The 18,109-nt window shown below is 68.9% G+C and carries 6 protein-coding genes; 1 reads left to right on the top strand and 5 read right to left on the bottom strand.

Features of this window, described 5'->3' with window-relative positions; genetic code table 11:
• Nucleotides 1-19: 19 nt before the first annotated feature.
• The 4 genes from ACXU4B_RS05445 to ACXU4B_RS05430 form a co-directional block, all read right to left on the bottom strand.
• Nucleotides 20-6,457, bottom strand: coding sequence for a non-ribosomal peptide synthetase (locus ACXU4B_RS05445; protein ID WP_131408470.1), 6,438 nt, complete (start codon nt 6,455-6,457; stop codon nt 20-22).
• Nucleotides 6,454-13,734, bottom strand: a complete 7,281-nt coding sequence (locus ACXU4B_RS05440; RefSeq protein WP_165583151.1) for a hybrid non-ribosomal peptide synthetase/type I polyketide synthase — start codon at nt 13,732-13,734, stop codon at nt 6,454-6,456. The genes ACXU4B_RS05445 and ACXU4B_RS05440 overlap by 4 nt, the downstream gene beginning before the upstream one ends.
• A gap of 56 nt (nt 13,735-13,790) precedes the next feature.
• Nucleotides 13,791-14,708 (bottom strand): cupin-like domain-containing protein, encoded by a 918-nt coding sequence (locus ACXU4B_RS05435; protein WP_131408468.1) that lies wholly within the window; start codon nt 14,706-14,708, stop codon nt 13,791-13,793.
• Between the two features lie 238 nt (nt 14,709-14,946).
• On the bottom strand, nt 14,947-15,609 hold the full coding sequence (locus ACXU4B_RS05430) for a hypothetical protein (protein WP_131408466.1): 663 nt from the start codon (nt 15,607-15,609) through the stop codon (nt 14,947-14,949).
• A 265-nt stretch (nt 15,610-15,874) separates the two neighbouring features.
• Here ACXU4B_RS05430 and ACXU4B_RS05425 point away from each other — a divergent pair, with 265 nt between their 5' ends.
• The gene (locus ACXU4B_RS05425) at nt 15,875-16,570 is read left to right on the top strand and encodes a J domain-containing protein (protein WP_131408464.1); all 696 of its coding nucleotides are present in this window, start codon (nt 15,875-15,877) and stop codon (nt 16,568-16,570) included.
• Here the strand turns inward: ACXU4B_RS05425 and ACXU4B_RS05420 are convergent, their stop codons facing one another.
• A complete protein-coding gene (locus tag ACXU4B_RS05420) occupies nt 16,571-17,971 on the bottom strand; it encodes a TIGR03013 family XrtA/PEP-CTERM system glycosyltransferase (protein WP_131408462.1) in 1,401 nt (466 codons plus the stop codon).
• Nucleotides 17,972-18,109: the final 138 nt, after the last annotated feature.

Raw genomic sequence — 18,109 nt, 5'->3', positions numbered from 1 at the left:
CCGAACCGATGTGTTCATCTCAGCGCCTGCCGAACAGACTGCGCAGGCGCTGCCCCAGTGGCGCGGGCCGCTCGGCCGGTGCCGCAACCGCGGGCCCCTCCGGCAACTCTGCCGCCAGCGTGCCCAGCGTGCCGTTGGCGATGTCGAGCAGGTTCAGCCGCACGCCGGTTTCACGCTGCACACGTGCCGCCATTTCCACTGCCAGCAGCGAATGGCCGCCGATGTCGAAGAAGTTGTCGCTGGTGCGCACCTGGGTCACGTGCAGCAGCTCGCGCCACAGCTCGGCCAGCAGCTTTTCGCCCTGCGTCTTCGGTTGCACGGCCAGGGCGGCAAGGTCGTCGATGTGTTCGCCTGGCTGCGGCAATGCCGCCACGTCGACGACGCCCGCGGCGGTCAGCGGCAGCGCATCGAGCAGGACCAGGTGCCGCGGCATGTCGTGCGCCGAGAGCGCGTTGCCGAGCGCCCTGCGCAGTGCGTCGCGATCGAGCCTCGCACCGGCGGCAGCCACCACGTAGGCGCTGATTTGGATCGCCCCGGCGGCATCCGTGCGCGTCATCGCCACGGCCTGGGCGACACCGGGCTGGGCGAGCAGTCGCGTCTCGACGGCGGACGGATCGGCCTCGTAGCCGTTGATCCGCACGCGGCGGTCGACGCGGCCGAGTTCCTGCAGCTGGCCGTCGGCCAGCCAGCGGCCACGGACGCCTGTGCGGAACAGCGGTGGCGCATCGGCCAGCGAAACAAACGGCGCCTGATCGGCGGTGGCGCGCTGCCCGAACGGCATGCTCAGCGTGTCGCCGCCCAGGTGGATTTCGCCGATGGCACCGACCGGGCAGGGACGCAACTTCGCGTCCAGGATCCAGGCGCGGGTACCCGGTAGCGGGCGGCCACTGTGCACCGCATCCGCGGGGCGCTCGATCCTGCCGATGGCGGCGACGAAGGCGCTGTCGTCCGCGCCGAACAGGTTCCACAGGCCGGCGCATCGCGCGGCCAGCGTGGCGGCCAGCTCGGGCGTCGGCATGCCGCCCACGCAGATGGCCTTGAGTTGCGGATCGCCGGGCCAGTCGGCTGCCACCAGGGTTTGCCAGGTGGCGGCCGTGGCGAACATCACGTTGGTGCCGCTGGCCTGGATCAGGCTGGCCAGCGATTCGCTGTCCGACGCGTTGTGCGTGCTGGCCAGCACGAACTTGGCGCCGGCGCACAGCGGCAGCAGGCGTTCGATCACGGACATGCCGGTGGTGGCCGGCGCCATGCCCAGGACGCGATCGCCGGCGGTCAGCGCCAGCGTGTCGCGCAATCCGTACAGCAGCCGCGCCAGCGCGCCATGCGTGATGGCGGTGCCGCGCGGTTGTCCGGCGGGGCCGGGGACGTAAGTGACGAAGGCGGCGCCGTCGGGCGAGCTGCGTGTCGCTTCGCCGCGCTCGGCGGAGGCGGCGATCAGCTCGCTGGTATCCGCATCGAGCCAGAGCGCGCTGGCGCGCGGCCAGCCCAGGATAGCCTCCAGTTCGGCATTGCCCACCAGCACGGACACGCCGGCGTCCTTGAGGATGTCGTGCATGCGCGCCGGTGGATCGTCGGGGTCGAGCAGGACGACCGTGCCACCCGCCTTGAGTGTGCCCAGCATGGCGCCCAGGCGTCCGATGCCCGCTTCGGCGCACAGGCCGACGACGCTGCCGGGCCCGACGCCGCGCTGGCGCAGGCAGGCGGCGACGCGGTTGGCGCGTGCCTCGAGGTCGCCATAGGGAGTGGCCCAACTGCCGACGGCGAGGGCGGGTTGTTGTGGCGCACGATCCACCTGCGCCTCGAACTGCGCGACCACGTCATCGGGCACGACCGGTGCCGTCGCCGTCGTCGCATCCCATTGCCGCAGTCGCTGCAGCTCATCGGCCGTCGACGCATTCAGGGCGTCGATGGTCAGCGTCGGGTCGGCGCAGACGCGCACCATCAGCGCAAGGTAGCGGTCGCGCTGCAGGCGCGCGGTATCGGCCTGCAGGATGTCCGCGTTGTAGGTGACGCCGCCGAGCATCCCCCTGGTGTTTTCGAGGAACCACAGGCCGAGGTCTTCCGTGGCGCCGCTCTGGAACAACAGGATCTGCTCATGCTGCAGTCCACCCCAGTCGACCACGCGCTGGCGTGCGTCCTGGAAGGAGAACAGCGCCTGGTAGAGCACGGCGCCGTTGCCGTGGCCGGTGCGCAGTTCGCGCTGCAGGTATTCCAGTGGCACGTCCGGGTGGCCAAAGCTTTCGATGGCGGCGTCCTTCACCTGGCGCAGGAAGTCCAGGAAGCTCAGGCCTGGATCGACCGTCACGTGCAAGGGCAGCAGATTGTTGAAATAGCCCATGACCGATTCGACTTCGGTCTGGTTGCGCGCGCGCACCGGCGTGCCGACCACCAGGTTCTTCTGGCCGGCCATGCCACTGAGCAGCACGTAATACAGCGCCAGCAAGGCCATGTTGAGCGTGGCGTCGGCCTTGCGCGCCACTTCATGCATGGCATCGGTGTCTTCGCGCGAGACGCGGATCCACTCGGTGCGGCCAACACCCGACATGCCGGGGCGGCGAGGATGATCGGTGGGCAGCGCCCGGGTTTCGCCCACGCGGGCGAGCCGCTCGTGCCAGTAGGCCAGCTGCGCCTTGAACGGCTGGCTGCCCAGCCATTGCGCATGCCATGCGGCAAAGTCGCCGTAAGTCACCGGCAGGGGCGGCAGCGGCGATGGCCGGCCTTCCGCAAAAGCCTTGTACAGCTGCGACAGCTCGGCATACAGGATGTCGAACGACCAGCCGTCCCAGATGATGTGGTGCGGCATGAAGAAAAACACATGGTCGTCGGCGCCCAGCCGGAACATGCGGGCGCTGAACAGCGGTGCCCGCGACAGCTCGAACGGCGTGTCGGTCAGTTCCTGCAGGCGCTCCATCAGCACGCGCTCGCGCTGCTGCTCCGGCAGTGCGGAAAGATCCTCGGCCGGGAACAGTTTCAGGTCGACGTCTTCGACCACCTGTTCCACATCGCCGCCATCGTGGCGGAACGCCGTGCGCAGGATCGGCTGGCGCTGCATCAGTTCGTGCATGGCCATTTCGAACGCGGCCTCGTGCAGCGGACCGCGCAGGCGATGCGCCGAGGGTGCGTTGTAGGTCACGCGGCCAGGTTGCAGTTCTTCCAGTGCCCACAGCCGGCGCTGCATCAGCGACAGCGGCGCGCGCTCCTGCTGTGGCCGGCGCAGGATCGGCGGCGCCGCGGTGGCGGTGCCGCTGGCCTGCAGCTGCTCGATGGTGGCGGCCAGGCTGGCGATGGTCGGTGCGTCGAACAGCGTGCGGAACGACAGCGTGATGCCAAACTCCCGGTTGAGCCGCGCGGTCAGCTGCGCCGCCAGCAGCGAGTGGCCGCCGAGGGCGAAGAAGTTGTCGCGCGCATCGAGCTCGGGCAGCGCCAGCACGGCTTCCATCGCGGCGGCCACGCGGACTTCCGTATCACCCTGCGGTGCCTGCCGTTCGCGATCGGCCGCGACGGATTGCACCGGCGGCGCGGGCAGCGACTTGCGGTCGATCTTGCCGTTGGGCAGCAGCGGAATCGCCTCGAGCGACATCATGTGCTGCGGCACCATGTAGTCCGGCAGTCGCTGCCGCAAGCGCGGACACAGCGCCGCCTCGTCCAGCGTGGCGCCTTCGGCGGGCACCACGTAGGCCACCAGCCGCACGTCGCCGGGGCGGTCTTCGCGGGCGACCACCACGGCACGGGCGACTTCCGGCAGGTCGGCCAGCGCCGTCTCGATCTCGCCCAGTTCGATGCGGTAGCCGCGGATCTTCACCTGGAAGTCCAGGCGGCCGCGGTGTTCGAGCAGGCCGTTGGCCAGCCAGCGGCCGCGATCGCCGGTGCGGTACATGCGCGCCTGCGCATCGCCGCTGAAAGGATCGGGCAGGAAGCGCTCGGCGTTGAGCTCGGGCCGGTTCAGATAGCCCAGGGTCACGCCGTCGCCGCCGATGTAGATTTCGCCCGGCATGCCGAGGGGGCAGGCAACACCGTGTTCGTCCAGGATGTACACCGTGGTGTTGGCGATCGGGCGGCCGATGGAGATGCCGGCACGCGGCTGGCTGGCTTGCCACAGCGTCGACCACACGGTGGTCTCGGTGGGGCCGTAGGCGTTCCACAGTTCGCCGCAGCGTTCGAGCAAGGTCTCTGCAAGATCGAGCGGCAGCGGCTCGCCGCCGGCAATCGCCTTGAAGCCTGAGCGGCCGGGCCAGCCCGACTCCAGCAGGATGCGCCAGCCCGCCGGCGTCGCCTGCATCATGGTGGCGTCGCTGCCTTCCACCAGCTGGCGCAGTGCGGCGCCGTCGCGGACGTCGTCGTAGCTGGCGATCAAGATGGCGGCGCCCACGCTGAGCGGCAGCATCAGTTCGAGGAAGGCGATGTCGAAGGACAGCGTGGTCACCGCGACCAGCCGGTCGTCTTCGGTGATGCCCGGTGCCTGCTGCATGCTGCTGATGAAATTGGAGGTGGCGCGGTGCGGCACGCGCACGCCCTTGGGCTTGCCGGTCGAGCCCGAGGTGTAGATCAGATAGGCGACGGACTCCGGCGCGGCCGACAACGGGTCGCGAGGCAGGCGATCGGGGCTTGCCGCGGCGATCTCGGCGGCATCGCGCGTCAGCGACAGCATGCTCGCCGCCGGGAATTCGAACGCGGTAGCCGCGCCGTCGTCGACGATCAGCGCGGCCAGCGACGCATCCTGCGCCATGAAGGCGAGCCGGTCAGCCGGGAAGCCGGGGTCCAGCGGAACGTAGCCGGCGCCCGACTTGAGCACCGCCAGCAGGGCCGCGACCATGTCCGCGCTGCGGGGCAGCGACAGGCCGACCAGGCTGCCGTGTCCGACGCCGCGTGCGCGCAGCACGCGGGCAATGCGATTGGCGCGCGCTTCGAGCTGCGCGTAAGTCAGCGGCGTGGTGCCGGTGGTGATGGCGATGCGCGACGGTGCGCGGTCCGCCTGAAGCTCGAAGTATTCATGCGCCAGCTGCTGGGCGGGGTACGGCGTGCGCAGCGGCTGCAGCGCATGCAATGCCTGCAGGGCCTGCGGCGATACCAGGCCAAGCGCGCCGCCCGCCGATTCGGGCGTGGCTGCCGCACGGCGCAGCAACGTGGCATAGGCATCCAGCCAGGCGCGGATGGTGGCACCGTCGAACAGGTCGCTGTTGTACTGGCACTCCAGCCGCACGCCGCCGTTGACCTGCACGGCGTTGACGAACAGCTCGAAATTCTCGAACGCGCGCGGATTGCCGGTGAATTCAAAGCCCAGCCCGGGGAACGAGACCGTGCGCTCGTCCAGCGCCTGGTCGAGGTTGAACAGCACGCTTACCAGCGGCAGGCGGGCGGGATCGCGCGGCAGGGCCAGTCGTGCCAGCAGGCTGCCCAGCGTGTACTGCTGGTGATCGAAGGCATCGAGCAGGTCGCCGCGCACCTGCTTGAGGCTGTCGGAGAACGAGGCGGAGGGATCGATCGCCACGCGCAGCGGCAGCACGTTGACGCAGTGGCCGACCAGCGCGTCGTGGCCGCCGGCGGCCTGGCCCGCGGAGGGGATGCCGATGACCACGTCGTCCTGGCCGCTCAGTCGCTGCAGCAGCAGGCCGAAGGCGCTGAGCAGGGTGGCATACAGGCTGGCGCCGCGTTGCGCGCCCATGCGCTTGATGTCGGCAATGGTCGCGGCGTCGAGCGTGTAGTCCGCGCGCAGCGAAGTGAAGCTGCGCTGCCGCGGCCGTGGGCGATCGGTCGGCAGGTCGAGCGACGTGGTCGCATCGGCAAAGCGCTTCAGCCAATACGCTTCCGCCTCGCGGCCGGCGTCGCTCTGCACATGCGCGGCCTCGGCCAGCGCATAGTCCGCAAACGGTGTCGCCGGGGCGATCACGCCGCCGGTGCCGACCTGCTGTGCATAGAGCGCGGCAAGGTCGCGCACGATGACGCCGAACGACCAGCCGTCGCACACGATGTGATGCGCGGTGAACACCAGCAGGTGGTCCTGCGGGTCGAGGTTCAGCAGCTCGGCCCGCACCAGCGGGCCGTTCTCCAGGTCAAACGGCGTGGTCACTGCGTGCCGCAGGGTCGCCTCGATGTCCGCCTCGCGCTCCTGCACGCCAAGCCAGGACAGGTCGCGCACGGGGCACTCCAGCGTTTGCCGTGCGGCGATGTACAACTCCTCGCCGTCTTCGCTGAAGGTCGCGCGCAAGGCCTCGTGGCGATCCACCAGCAACTGCAGCGCCGTCTGCAGCGCCGCTACATCCAGCTCGCCTTGCAGGCGCAGCGAGATCGACTCGTTGTAGGCGAGCGAGGCCGCCGGTTCAAGCGTGGAAGCAAGCCACACTTCGCGCTGCGGTGCGGTGGCCGGTACCACGCGTTCCAGCGCCGAGCCTTCGAAGGGATCGTAATCAACGGCGACCGGGGCGGTGGTCGAGAGCGGCGTCGTGTCGTTCGGGCTCATGCATTGACCCTCATGTACTTGCCGGGCGCGTCGGGGTTGGGCACGAACCAGGCCGGGCTGCCGTCCTGGTCCTTGCCCAGGCGCGCGCCGGCCACCGGCGGGCGGGTCGCATCGAGGACCAGCGCCTCGACATTCTTGTGGCGCGGCAGGAATTCGGCTTCCTGCATCTCCAGTACCGATTCCTTGAAGGCCTTGGCGATGGCGACGAAATCCTGCTCGCTGTGCGCGGTGGTGAAGAAGCAGGGGAAGTTGTCCAGCACATGCACGCCACGGCTGCGCATCATGGCGAACAGCAGGTCCTGCAGCGGGTGGTCCTCGGTGAAGCTGGTTTTCCACACCGAGGCGAAGTGCACCAGCTTGATCGGCGCGCCGACGCTGGCACAGAACCCGTTGAGTTCGTCCATCAGCAGCGCCGTGCGCGTGTTCAGGCGCTCCTGCAAGGCCTGGCCGCTGGACTTCAGGTGGTCGAGCACCGCGTGCGCAGCGGCCAGCGCCAGCGGGTGGCGCACGAAGGTGCCGGCGAAATAGGTCACGCCGACGGTGGGGATCGAGGCGTCGCCGTACTGCCAGCCACCGCCGTCGAGCGCGTCCATGTAGCGGCGCTTGCCCGCGATGACGCCGATGGGGAAGCCACCGCCCACCACCTTGCCGTAGGACGCCAGGTCGGCGTCGATGCCGAGCACGGCCTGCGCACCGCGTGGGTGCGAGCGGAAGCCGGTGACCACCTCGTCGAAGATCAGCAGCGCACCCGCGTCAGCGGTGATGGCGCGCAGCTCCTTGAGGAAGTCGCGCGGCTGGAAGTCGGGACGACGGCTCTGCACCGGTTCGACCAGCACCGCGGCGATGGTGGACGCACGCTCGCGGATGATCGCCAGCGATTCGGGCGTGCCGTAGTCGAGCACCAGCACGTTCTCGGAGGTGTTGCGCAGGATGCCCGGCGCGGCGGGCACGGAGCGCAGTTTCCTGGAGCCGCGCACGATCACTTCGTCGAAGATGCCGTGATACGACCCGGTGAAGATCACCAGCGTGTCGCGGCCGGTCACGGTGCGGGCGATGCGCACGGTGCCCATCACCGCCTCGGAGCCGGTGTTGCACAGCGCGGCGCGATCGAACCCGGTGAGCTCGCAGATCTGCTCGGCCACTTCGCCGGCCAGCGGATGCTGCGGGCCGATCTCGTAGCCGGCGTCGAGCTGGCGGCGCACGGCGTCGAGCACGAAGTCGGGCTGCCAGCCGAACAGGTTCATGCCGAAGCCGTTGAGCGCGTCGACATACTCGTTGCCGTCGAGGTCCCACACCTTGGAGCCCTTCGAGCGGTTCACTACGATCTGGTAGATCATTTCCTTCAGCAACGGCCGGAAGCCGTTGACCACGCGGGGATCGGCCAGGTGGCCGCGATGCCGCTGCGTGTACTCCTTCGACGCGCGGGTGCGGTCGATGTAGCGACGCATGAAGGCTTCCAGCCGGGCGCGCTGGCGTTCGGTCAGCTCGGTATGCGTCGAGTGGATGCGTGCGATCGCCCCGAAGGCCTTCTTCACGTCATAGGTGGTGTGGGCGAGCGCGGCCTCCTCGTCCTGCGCGGCGGCGTCGGCCGTCGCGGGGCGCGTGGCCGCCGCCGGGGCCGCCACGGCAGCGGCGGCGGGCGCTGGCTGGGACTGGACCACGGCCATGGCCGGGGCTGCACCCGTCGACGCGGCGGCGAGCAGGGCAAGCTGCTGCTGCATGATCATCATCTGTTGCTGGATGACGTCCTGCATCACGTTGCCCGAGGCAGCGAGTGGCATGCCGGCGGTCGCGGCCAAAGTGGGGGTCGGTGCCGAGGCAACCGCGGGCGTGGCGGAGGGAGCGGCCGGTGCGCTGGATTCCGGCGGCAACAGCTGATCGATATGCATGGCCAGGCGCTCGAACGATGAGAAGGACTCCATCAGCTCGCGGAAGGTGATCTTCAGCGAGAAGGTCTTCTGCAGTTGCAGGGCCACCTGGGTCAGTGACAGCGAGTCCAGTCCCAGTTCGACGAAGCCGGACGACGGGTCGACACCTTCCAGTTCGGTGCCGGCGACGTCTTCGAACAGCTCGACGAGCTGCGCAAGCAGGCGGGTTTGGCGGGCAGAGCCGGCACTCGCGCCGGGGAGGTTGGCATCCATGGAACTCTCCGCGATGGCTGCAGATGGCGTGGCGAAAAGGGGAACGACATTGGTGGTTGCGAGCGTGCCGGGCAGGGCGGGTGCGGGCGCCGCAGGTGCCGCGACGAGCGCGGGCGCCGTGGCCGCATCGACCCAGTGGCGCTTGCGCTCGAACGGATAGGTCGGCAGGCGCACGCGATGGCGGCGCTGGCGGCGATCGAGCGCCTGCAGTGCCACCACGGCACCGGCGCACCACAGCTGGCCGACGGCGCCGAGCCAGCTGGCACGCTCGTTGTCGGGTGCATCGGCCAGCGAGGAAATGATGCTGCGACCACGCGCCTGCGGATGCTGGCGAGCCAGCGTCGCGAGGGCCGTGCGCGGACCAACCTCGAGGAAGACGGCCTGCGGCTGTTGCAGCTGCCCGAGCAGCGCCGCGGAGAAACGCACGGTGCCGCGCAGGTGGCGCGTCCAGTACTCGGCCGAGCGGGCCTCGTCGTCGCCGAGCCGCTCGCCGGTCAGCGTCGAGATGATGGGAATGGTCGGGGCCGCCAGCGCGATGCGAGCCACTTCCTGGCGGAACGGCTCCAGTGCCGGATCCATCATCGCCGAATGGAACGCGTGCGACGTCTGCAGCACGCGGCAGGCGACGCCGTCGCTTTCCAGTGCAGCGCGCAGGGCCTCGATCTCACCCGACTCGCCGCTCACCACGGTGGCATTGGGCGCGTTTTCCGCGGCCAGCTGGAGGCTCGGAGGCAGGCGCGACGCGAGCTGGGTGGCGTCCATCCTCACTGACAGCATGGATCCTGCGGGCAGCGCCTGCATCAGGCGGCCGCGATGCGCGACGAGGCGCGCACCGTCGGCCAGGCTCATCACGCCGGCGATCACCGCGGCGACGAACTCGCCCACGCTGTGGCCGATCATGGCAGCGGGCTGGACGCCTGCGCTCAGCCACAGCTTCGCCAGCGCATACTCGATGGCGAAGGTGGCCGGCTGGGTCAGCGAGGTCTCGCGCAGCGCCTCGGCGTCGTCCGCGAACATCCTCTCGCGCAGGTCGAAGCCGAGTTCATCCTGCAGGACGGCGGCGCAGTCGTCGATGGCCGCGTGGAACACTGGCTCGCCCTCATACAGCGCGCGACCCATGCCGGCGTATTGCGAGCCCTGCCCGGGGAACATGAAGACGACCTCGGCCGCGCTCGCGGCCGCGGCCTGCGCCTGGGTGCCGGAAAGCTCGCGCAGCCGCGCCACGGCCTCCCCGGCATCGGCCGCCACCACCCACTGGCGTTGCGCGAATGCTTTGCGGCCCTGGGCCAGCGTGTAGGCCACATCGGCGAGATTTTCCTGCGGATGCTCACTCAGGTGCGCAGCGAGCCGCGTGGCGGCATCGGCAAGCGCGGCGGGCGAGCGTGCCGAAAGCAGCAGCAGCTTCGGCCCGCAGCGGGTCTCCGAGGGCTGGCGCAACGGAGCCTCTTCCAGGATCACATGCGCGTTGGTGCCGCCCACGCCGAACGAACTGACGCCGGCGCGCAGCGCGTTGCCATTGACCGGCCAGGCACGCAGCGCATCGTTCACCACGAAGGGCGAACTGGCGAAGTCGATCTTGGGATTGGTGGCGGTCGCATGCAGTGACGGCGGCAGCAGGCGTTGCTGCAGCGACAGCGCCGTCTTGATCACGCCGGTGGCACCGGCGGCCATCACCAGATGCCCCATATTGCTCTTGACCGAGCCGATGGCGCAGAAGCCGCGCTCGTCGGTGCTCTGCCGGAACGCCGTGGTAAGGCCTTCGATCTCGATCGGGTCGCCCAGAGGCGTGGCCGTGCCGTGCGCCTCAACATAGGAGATGGAGCGCGCCTCGACGCCTGCGTCCGCCAGCGCCATGGTGATCACCGCGGCCTGGCCTGCGCTGCTCGGCGCAGTGAAGCTGGCCTTTAGGCCGCCGTCGTTGTTGATGGCGACGCCGCGGATCACCGCTACGATGGCATCGCCATCGCGCTCGGCATCGGAAAGCCGTTTCAGCAGCACGACCGCCGCACCATCGCTGAACACGGTGCCGCGTGCGTCGGCGCCAAAGCTGCGCGTGTGGCCGTCCGGCGACAGCATCGAGCCTTCCTGCGAGAGATAGCCGCTGCGGGGCGGGCAGGCAATCGATGAGCCGCCCGCGAGCGCCATGTCGCACTGGCCCGCACGCAGTGCCGCGGTGGCCTGGCAGATGGCGACCAGCGAGGTCGAGCAGGCGGTGTTCATGCTGATCGCCGGCCCGGTGAGGTTGAGCTTGTGGGCGACGCGGGTGGTCAGATAGTCCTTCTCGTTGGCCAGCATCACCTGGAACGCGCCGAGCTTGTCGATCAGGTCCGGGCGCGTGCTGAGCTGGCGCTGGAAGTAGGTGGCGTTGTGCATGCCGCCGAAGACGCCCACGGGCACCTCATGCGCATCGGGCACATAGCCGCCCCGCTCCAGGCATTCCCAGCACAGCTCGAGGAAGATGCGCTGCTGCGGGTCGGTGAGCTCGGCCTCGCGCGGCGACATGCCGAAGAAGGCCGCGTCGAAGTCCTCCACGCCATCGATGATGCCGCGCGCGGCGACGTAGTCCGGATCCGTCCGGTCCGCTGCGGGCACCGCCGGGTCGAGCTGGTCCGGCGCGAAAAAGGTGATCGATTCGCGGCCTTCGCAGAGATTGCTCCAGAACGTCTCCACGTCGCCCGCACCGGGGAAGCGCCCGGCCATGGCAAGGATGGCGACCGCTTCGCCAGCGTCGCCGTCGCGACCGCGCGCCATGCGCGTGGCGAGGGCGGCATGCGTGCCGCGACCTTCGACCAGCGCCGCGAGTGCGGCCGGCGTGGGCTCGCCGAAGAAGGCGGGAATGGTGATCGCCTGCGACAGCTCCGCGTGAATCCGCGCCACCGTGCGTACGGCCAGCAGCGAGTTGCCGCCGAGGTCGAAGAAGTGATCGTGACGACCGACCTGGTCGAGTCCGAGCATGTCGGCAAACAGCGCGCAGAGCGTGTGCTCGACCACGCCGGCCGGCGCGACATAGGCATCGGCCAGCTCCGGGCGGCCGCCGTCCGGAGCTGGCAGGGCGCGACGGTCGAGCTTGCCGTTGGGCGTCACCGGCAGCGCGTCCAGTCGCAAATAGATCGAAGGGACCATGAAGTCGGGCAGGGCGCGTGCCAGTTGTTCGCGCAGGAAACGCGCACTGACCTGCGCGTCGTCCGCGACGTAGTAGGCCACCAGCCGCTTCTGTCCGGGACGATCTTCGCGTGCCAGCACGGCGCCCGCGCGCACGCCGCCGATCCGCTGCAGGGCCGCTTCGATCTCGCCAAGCTCGATGCGGAAGCCACGGATCTTGACCTGATGGTCGGCGCGGCCGATGAATTCGACCACGCCTTCCGGCAGCCAGCGCACGAGGTCGCCGGTGCGGTAGAGCCGGTCGCCGGGTTCGCCGAACGGATCGGGCACGAAACGTTCGGCGGTGAGTTCCGCTTGCCCCAGGTAGCCGCGCGCGAGGCCGGCGCCCCCGATGTAGAGCTCGCCGGCCACGCCCACCGGCACGTGTTCGCCGCGGGGATTGAGCACGTGCAGGGTGGTGTCGGCGATGGGCTGGCCGATCGGGACCGAGCGTGCCTGCGCATCCAGCGTGCGCGGTATCGCATACGTGGCGGAGAACGTCGTGCACTCGGTCGGGCCGTAGCCGTTGATGATCAGCACGTCGGGCAGGGCCGCGTAAGCCTTGCGCACGTGCGGCACGGACAGCGCTTCGCCACCGATCAGCAGCTGGCGGAGCCCTTCGAGCCGGGTGGCATCGTCGTCGACAATGGCGTTGAACAGCGCCGCCGTGAGCCAGGCGATGCGTGCGTCATGGCGCTGGATGGTGCGGGCCAGGCCGCAACCGGTGGGAATGCGCTCGCCGTGGACGATGCAGGTGCCGCCATTGAGCAGGGCTGCCCAGATCTCCAGTGTCGAGGCGTCGAAGCCGAGCGGCGCGGCATGCAACAGGCGCGGCGCGTCGCCAAGGGTGACATAGTCCACCTCGCGCACCAGCCGGATGATCGCGCGATGCATGATCTGCGCACCCTTGGGGGTGCCGGTGCTGCCGGAGGTGTACATCACGTAGGCCAGCGCACTGCCGTCCATCGACGGCAGCGAATTGGCAGGCGTATCAGCCTCGAGCCCGGCCAGTGGCATCACGGGGATCGTGATGCCTGGCAAGGCAGGTGCATCTGGTGCAGCGATCACCAGCGCGGCGTGCGCGTCATTGAGGGTGAAGGCGAGGCGCTCGGCCGGATGATGGGCGTCGAGCGGGAGATAGGCAGCGCCCACCTTGAGGATGCCGAGGATGGCGACGATGGCTTCGGCGGAGCGCTCCAGCAGCAGGCCGACGGCGTCGCCGGCCTTCACGCCTGCGGCGAGCAGGCCGGCGGCGACGCGGTCGGCGCGCGCGTCGAGTTCGTCATAGCGCAGTGATGCCTCGCTGGAAACCACGGCCATGCGCGTGGGGTGGCGTCGCGCGACGGCGGCGAACAGGCCATGCACGGTGTCGCCGGGGTGGCGCGGCCTGCATGTGTCGTTCCATGTGTGCAGCAGCTGGTGGCGCTCGTCCGCATCCATCACGTCGATGGTGGCAAGCGGCCGCTCGCCGGGTTCGCTCAGGCCTGCCAGCACGCGTTGCGCGCAGCGGGCGAACAATTCGATGCCGGCCGCGTCGAACGGCGCCTGGAAGGCGACCTGCAGGCGCGTCGAGTAATCATGCAGACGCCACTGGCTGCAGGCGCCGGCATCGACCGAGGGCCGTGCGTGGTCGTCCACCACGCACCAGGCGCCGCGACCGGTGGGCGGTGCGGCCCCGGCCAGTGCCCTGGCCGTGCTGTCGAGCCATGCCTGGCGGCTGAGGTCACGCGGCACGTCCAGCATGACTTGCCGCGTGCCTTCCGCGGTCGCCACGGTGGCGAGGACGCGGTCGGCACCGGTCAGGCGCGACTCGGTCAGCGCGAGCGCGGCACACAGCGTCACCATCGGCGTGGCTGCGGGCGAGGGCGCGAGCTTGCATTCGTGCGACACCAGTTGCCAGGTCTCGCTGGCGGCGCCGGGCTGGCAAGGCAGCACGTCGAACAGTCCCGTGGCGATGGATTCGGTGTTGCCGATATCGGTGCTGTTCGCGTTCATCACGTTCACTGGAAGTTTGTCGATGGCATGCACAGGCTCGACGAAGATCAGGGTGCTCAGTCGGCCACGGCATAGGCCGTACGCCGGGCGAGCGACGGGCAGGCGGGTGGTCGGCTGCCGACGCCGTGCATGGCGATCATGGCCGACGCGCTGGCATAGCTCAGCCGATCGAGCAGCGGATGCTTGCCGACCGTGGGCGGCTTGATGCCCTTGCGACGTAGAAGATCATGCAGCACGTGTTCCATCGCGTTGCGGCGCGTGGCGTTGGTGCTGTATGTGAGGCTGATGGTGATGGACGGATCGTCACCGGTCTCCACCATGTGCGGGCTGGTGATCGGCATGTACACGCCCTGGCCCGGCCCGACTTCGAACACGTGGGCCCGCTCGCGGAATTCTTCGCGCCACTTCACTTCGTCGAGTTCGTGGCGGGAATGGAAGCAGTCGCGCGCGAGTTCGCTGCAGACTTCGGCGTCCTCGGCGTCCCACACGTAGACCTTCTTGGTGCCGTGGATCTGCAGCAGGATGCCGTGGTTGCGGTCGATGTGGAACGGCGTGACGGTGTGCGGCGAGGCGACGAAGATCCAGCCGGCGCGGTAGTACATGCCCGGATCATGCTTCTCGATGCGCGGCTTGATCGGATCGAGCGCGAGGTCGATCAGCTTCTGGTAGGTGGCGTCGGCCTGCACGTGGCGCAGCAGCATCCACGCCTTGGCTTCGTTGATGCCCTGCAGCGTGTCGGTGACGGAACGGCGGTTCGGGTACAACCGCGCGACGTCGTCGAAATTCGCATCGGCGCCGGCGTTGTTGTTGAAGGTGAAGAGATGGCTGGTGCCCTGGAAACGCTTGCCCAGCGCAACCAGCTGGTCGGGCTGCAGCAACGGGTGGTCCGCCAGCTGGTGGCGCACGGCCTTGATGCGCGCGGGGTCGAAGGCGTCCCAATCCATCTCGATCAAAGCCGTCGCATTGGCATGCATGGCTTACACCCTCCCCCGCGTGGTGCGGATCTCGCCGGTCGAAACAAGAACCCCTTGTGTCCGGTATGCATCGCGTACGGCCCCGGGCTACGGGCAAGGCACACGGTGCCGACGTTGCATGGATCGGGATTGATTGTCGGCCGATCAGGCGCGTTTTTCCCTAGCCCATCCCGGCTATTCCTGTTTCTAGTCCATCCTGCCTATACCGTGTTTTTACCGGGCCGCGCGAACCCGCGGATTAGCGCGACTGGAACGCGAACAGCCACAGGATCGCGCCCTGCATGGGCGAGCCGACCCAGCTCACGCGGTAGGTGCCTGCTTCGGTGACCTGCCGGTACGCGACGGCGCATTGCACGCCGCTGCTGTCGGGAAGTTGCAGGAAGCTGTCGACGATAGTGAATCCGTTGTCCGGCCGTGCCGTCATCCGTTGCACGCCGGCATCGCCCCACCAGACCGCCACCAGGGTGGCAGGACCGGTGGTGGTGACGCTGTCACTGGTCATGACGACAGCCGGGGCAGGGTAGTTCTGGGCCACGTCCTTGAGCACGCCGGCGTGGGTGACTTCGATGAAGGGGACGGTGATCTCGCCCTGCGGGTAACCGGACTTGTCGATGCGCACGGTATGCCCGCCACCGCCCTTGCCCGACTGCGCCACATAAGCCTTGACGTCGAACGCCCCGTCGTAGCCGTTGAACACCGGATCGCTGCCCACGCGTTTCCAGTGGTTGCCATAGGTGTCGGTGGGCGCAAAACCGTTCTTTACGTAGCCACCGTTGAGCACGATGAACGAGCTGCCGGTCGCTTGCGTGTTGATCGGCGTGGTCACTGCAGGCGTGACGCCCAGCCCTTCGGGATGGGTCAGCATGGTGTGTGCGCCGAGCGCGGGGATGGTCTGTTCCATGGCACGGTCAGCCGCCGGGGCAGGTGACGGAAGATCTTGTGCATGCTGGGCAGCCGATACGGCGATCAGCAAGGCGGCCAGGACGGCTTGCCGGCAGTGCGAAGCGACGCAGTCTCGTCGGCCATGCATGGCGCAATCCCCCGTCTCGCGGACGCCGAATATTGCGAACCCCATCGCACTGTGTCAAGAATGCGTCCTGCAGCACGCGGGCGTCCATGGCGCCATACGGCAGGTATCGCGACATCGCCGCGCGGGGGGAAGGGGCTTGGCCAGCGAGACCGACTTTCTCGATATGTACCGCACGCTTGGGCTGCGTCCGGGCTGTGATCCGCGCGATCTCAGAATGGCCTACCGCCGCTACGTGGCGCGCCTGCATCCTGACCGGAGTGGCGGTGCATCGACCGATCCGGTCGCCGCCGCGCAACTGCAGCGGCTCATTGCCCAGTACGACGCGGCCATGGCTTTCGAGCGCGAACACGGTCGCCTGCCCGGATCGGCCAGCCGCGTGCGGTTTGCCGTGCCGGAGGCCAATGCCCAGGCGGTGCGGCCACGCGCGGCAACGGGGCGTGTGGCGATCTGGCGCCGCACGCCGGTGGTCCTGGCGCTGCTGGCGATCACGGCCAGCATGTTGTGGTGGGACATGAGCAACCAGCCGCCACCGCCGGTGGCCGCGCCGTCCGCGCAGGACGAGCTGCATGCCGTATCGATGCCGCCCACGCCGGCACCGGCAGCGGCCGCCTCGGCACCGACGCTCAGCATCGGCATGTCGATGGACCAGGTGCGCGAGATCGAAGGCGAACCGACCAGCGTGCGTGGCAGCCGCTGGGAATACGGACCGTCGTGGATCCGCTTCGAAAACGACCAGGTGGTGGAGTGGCACAACTCCCCGCTGCATTCGCTGGGCCCCGTGGCACGTACGCAGGACGATGCACGGGACGGCTCGTCCGCCAGCAGCAACTGACTAGCGCGCGCCGCGCCCGAACAGCACCACTTCGACCGTCTGGATCAGGATCAGCAGGTCCAGCAGCAGATTGTGGTTCTTCACGTAGAACAGGTCGTACTTGAGCTTCTCGGCCGCTTCCTCGACGGTGGCGCCATACGGATAGCTCAGCTGCGCCCAGCCGGCGAGGCCGGGCTTGAGGCTGTGGCGAAGGCTGTAGTAGCGGATCTGGGTGGCGAGGTCGGCGACGAACTGCGGGCGCTCCGGGCGCGGACCGACGATGCTCATGTCGCCCTTGAGCACGTTCCACAGCTGCGGCAGCTCATCCACGCGCAACTTGCGGCTGATGCGGCCCACGCGCGTGACGCGCACGTCGTTCTTGCTGGCCCAGCGGGCCACGCCGTCGCGCTCGGCATCGGTGCGCATGCTGCGGAACTTCAGCAGCAGGAAGGTCCTGCCATGCGCGCCGACGCGCTCCTGGCGGTAGAGGACCGGCTGGCCCGGCCCCGACTCCAGTCGAATGGCCAGCACTTCCAGCAGCATCAGCGGCCACAACAGCAGCATCAGCACCAGGGCCGCGCCGATGTCAAAGCAGCGCTTGCTGAGCTGGCGCAGCGGTGTGGTGTTGAAGCCGCCGGAGAACACCAGCCACGAGGAATCGAGCAGGCTCAGCTGCACGCGGCCCGACTCGCGTTCGAAGAACGAGGTGAGGTCGGTGATGGTGACGCCCATCTGGCGGCACTCGAGCAGGTCGTCCATCGGCAGGTGGCCGCGCCGGTCATCGACGCCGACCACCACTTCGTCGATCTGCTCCCGCTGCACGATCGCCGTCAGCGACATGCCGGGCTGCAGCAGGCGATCGGGCGGTACGGCGACGGTTTCCTGGGCGTGCGGCACATAGCCGACCACGCAGAAGCCGCGGCGGTCGGTGCGACGGCGCATCTGGTTGTGGATCTGCGCTGCGCGCGCGCCGGCGCCGAGAATGAGCACGCGGCGCTTGAGCGCCTCCACCTCCACCAGCTGCAGGAACAGCACGCGCAGCGCGAGCACGAAGATGAAGCCGAGCGACAGGGCGATGGCCAGCACGCCGCGGCCGACATAGGCCTGGGGCACGACGTAGTAGCCGACGACCAGCAACACGCCGCCAAGCACGAACGCCACCGCCTGCCGCGCCAGCAAGCCGAACCGGCTCATGCGCATGTGTGCCTGGTACTGGCCCATCGCGACCATGCCGATCACGATGACGGTGGCGAACACCAGCGACCGTTGCGGGATGTGCACGGTGAACTCGGCCAGTTCCTCCGGGCTGCGGAAGTACCGGATGTAGGTGGCCAGCTCCAGCGAGAGTGCGAGCAGTACCAACTCGCAAAGGCCGAGCAGGACGAGCCAACGTACGGATTGCCGGCGCAGGAAACGAAGCATCCGATTCCCCCTTCTCCCCCAGGTTTTCAGCCAGGTCCTTTAGCGGAAACCGAGCGTAGCCCCGTGGCTTCGCGTACGTCGATGTAACTTAAGGACGAGCGATGGGGGAGTGCTGTTCGGCTGTCTCAGCCATGCAAC

It is taken from the genome of Dyella soli (genome assembly GCF_054482295.1).
The sequence above is the reverse complement of the archived record's forward strand: the minus strand, read 5'-3'. Positions and strand labels throughout refer to the sequence as shown.

Bases quoted from the DNA above. Each gene is read 5' to 3' on its own strand.
- ACXU4B_RS05445 (WP_131408470.1), bottom strand. From the start codon at position 6,457: ATGAGCCCGAACGACACGACGCCGCTCTCGACCACCGCCCCGGTCGCC.
- ACXU4B_RS05440 (WP_165583151.1), bottom strand. From the start codon at position 13,734: ATGAACGCGAACAGCACCGATATCGGCAACACCGAATCCATCGCCACG.
- ACXU4B_RS05435 (WP_131408468.1), bottom strand. From the start codon at position 14,708: ATGCATGCCAATGCGACGGCTTTGATCGAGATGGATTGGGACGCCTTC.
- ACXU4B_RS05430 (WP_131408466.1), bottom strand. From the start codon at position 15,609: ATGGAACAGACCATCCCCGCGCTCGGCGCACACACCATGCTGACCCAT.
- ACXU4B_RS05420 (WP_131408462.1), bottom strand. From the start codon at position 17,971: ATGCTTCGTTTCCTGCGCCGGCAATCCGTACGTTGGCTCGTCCTGCTC.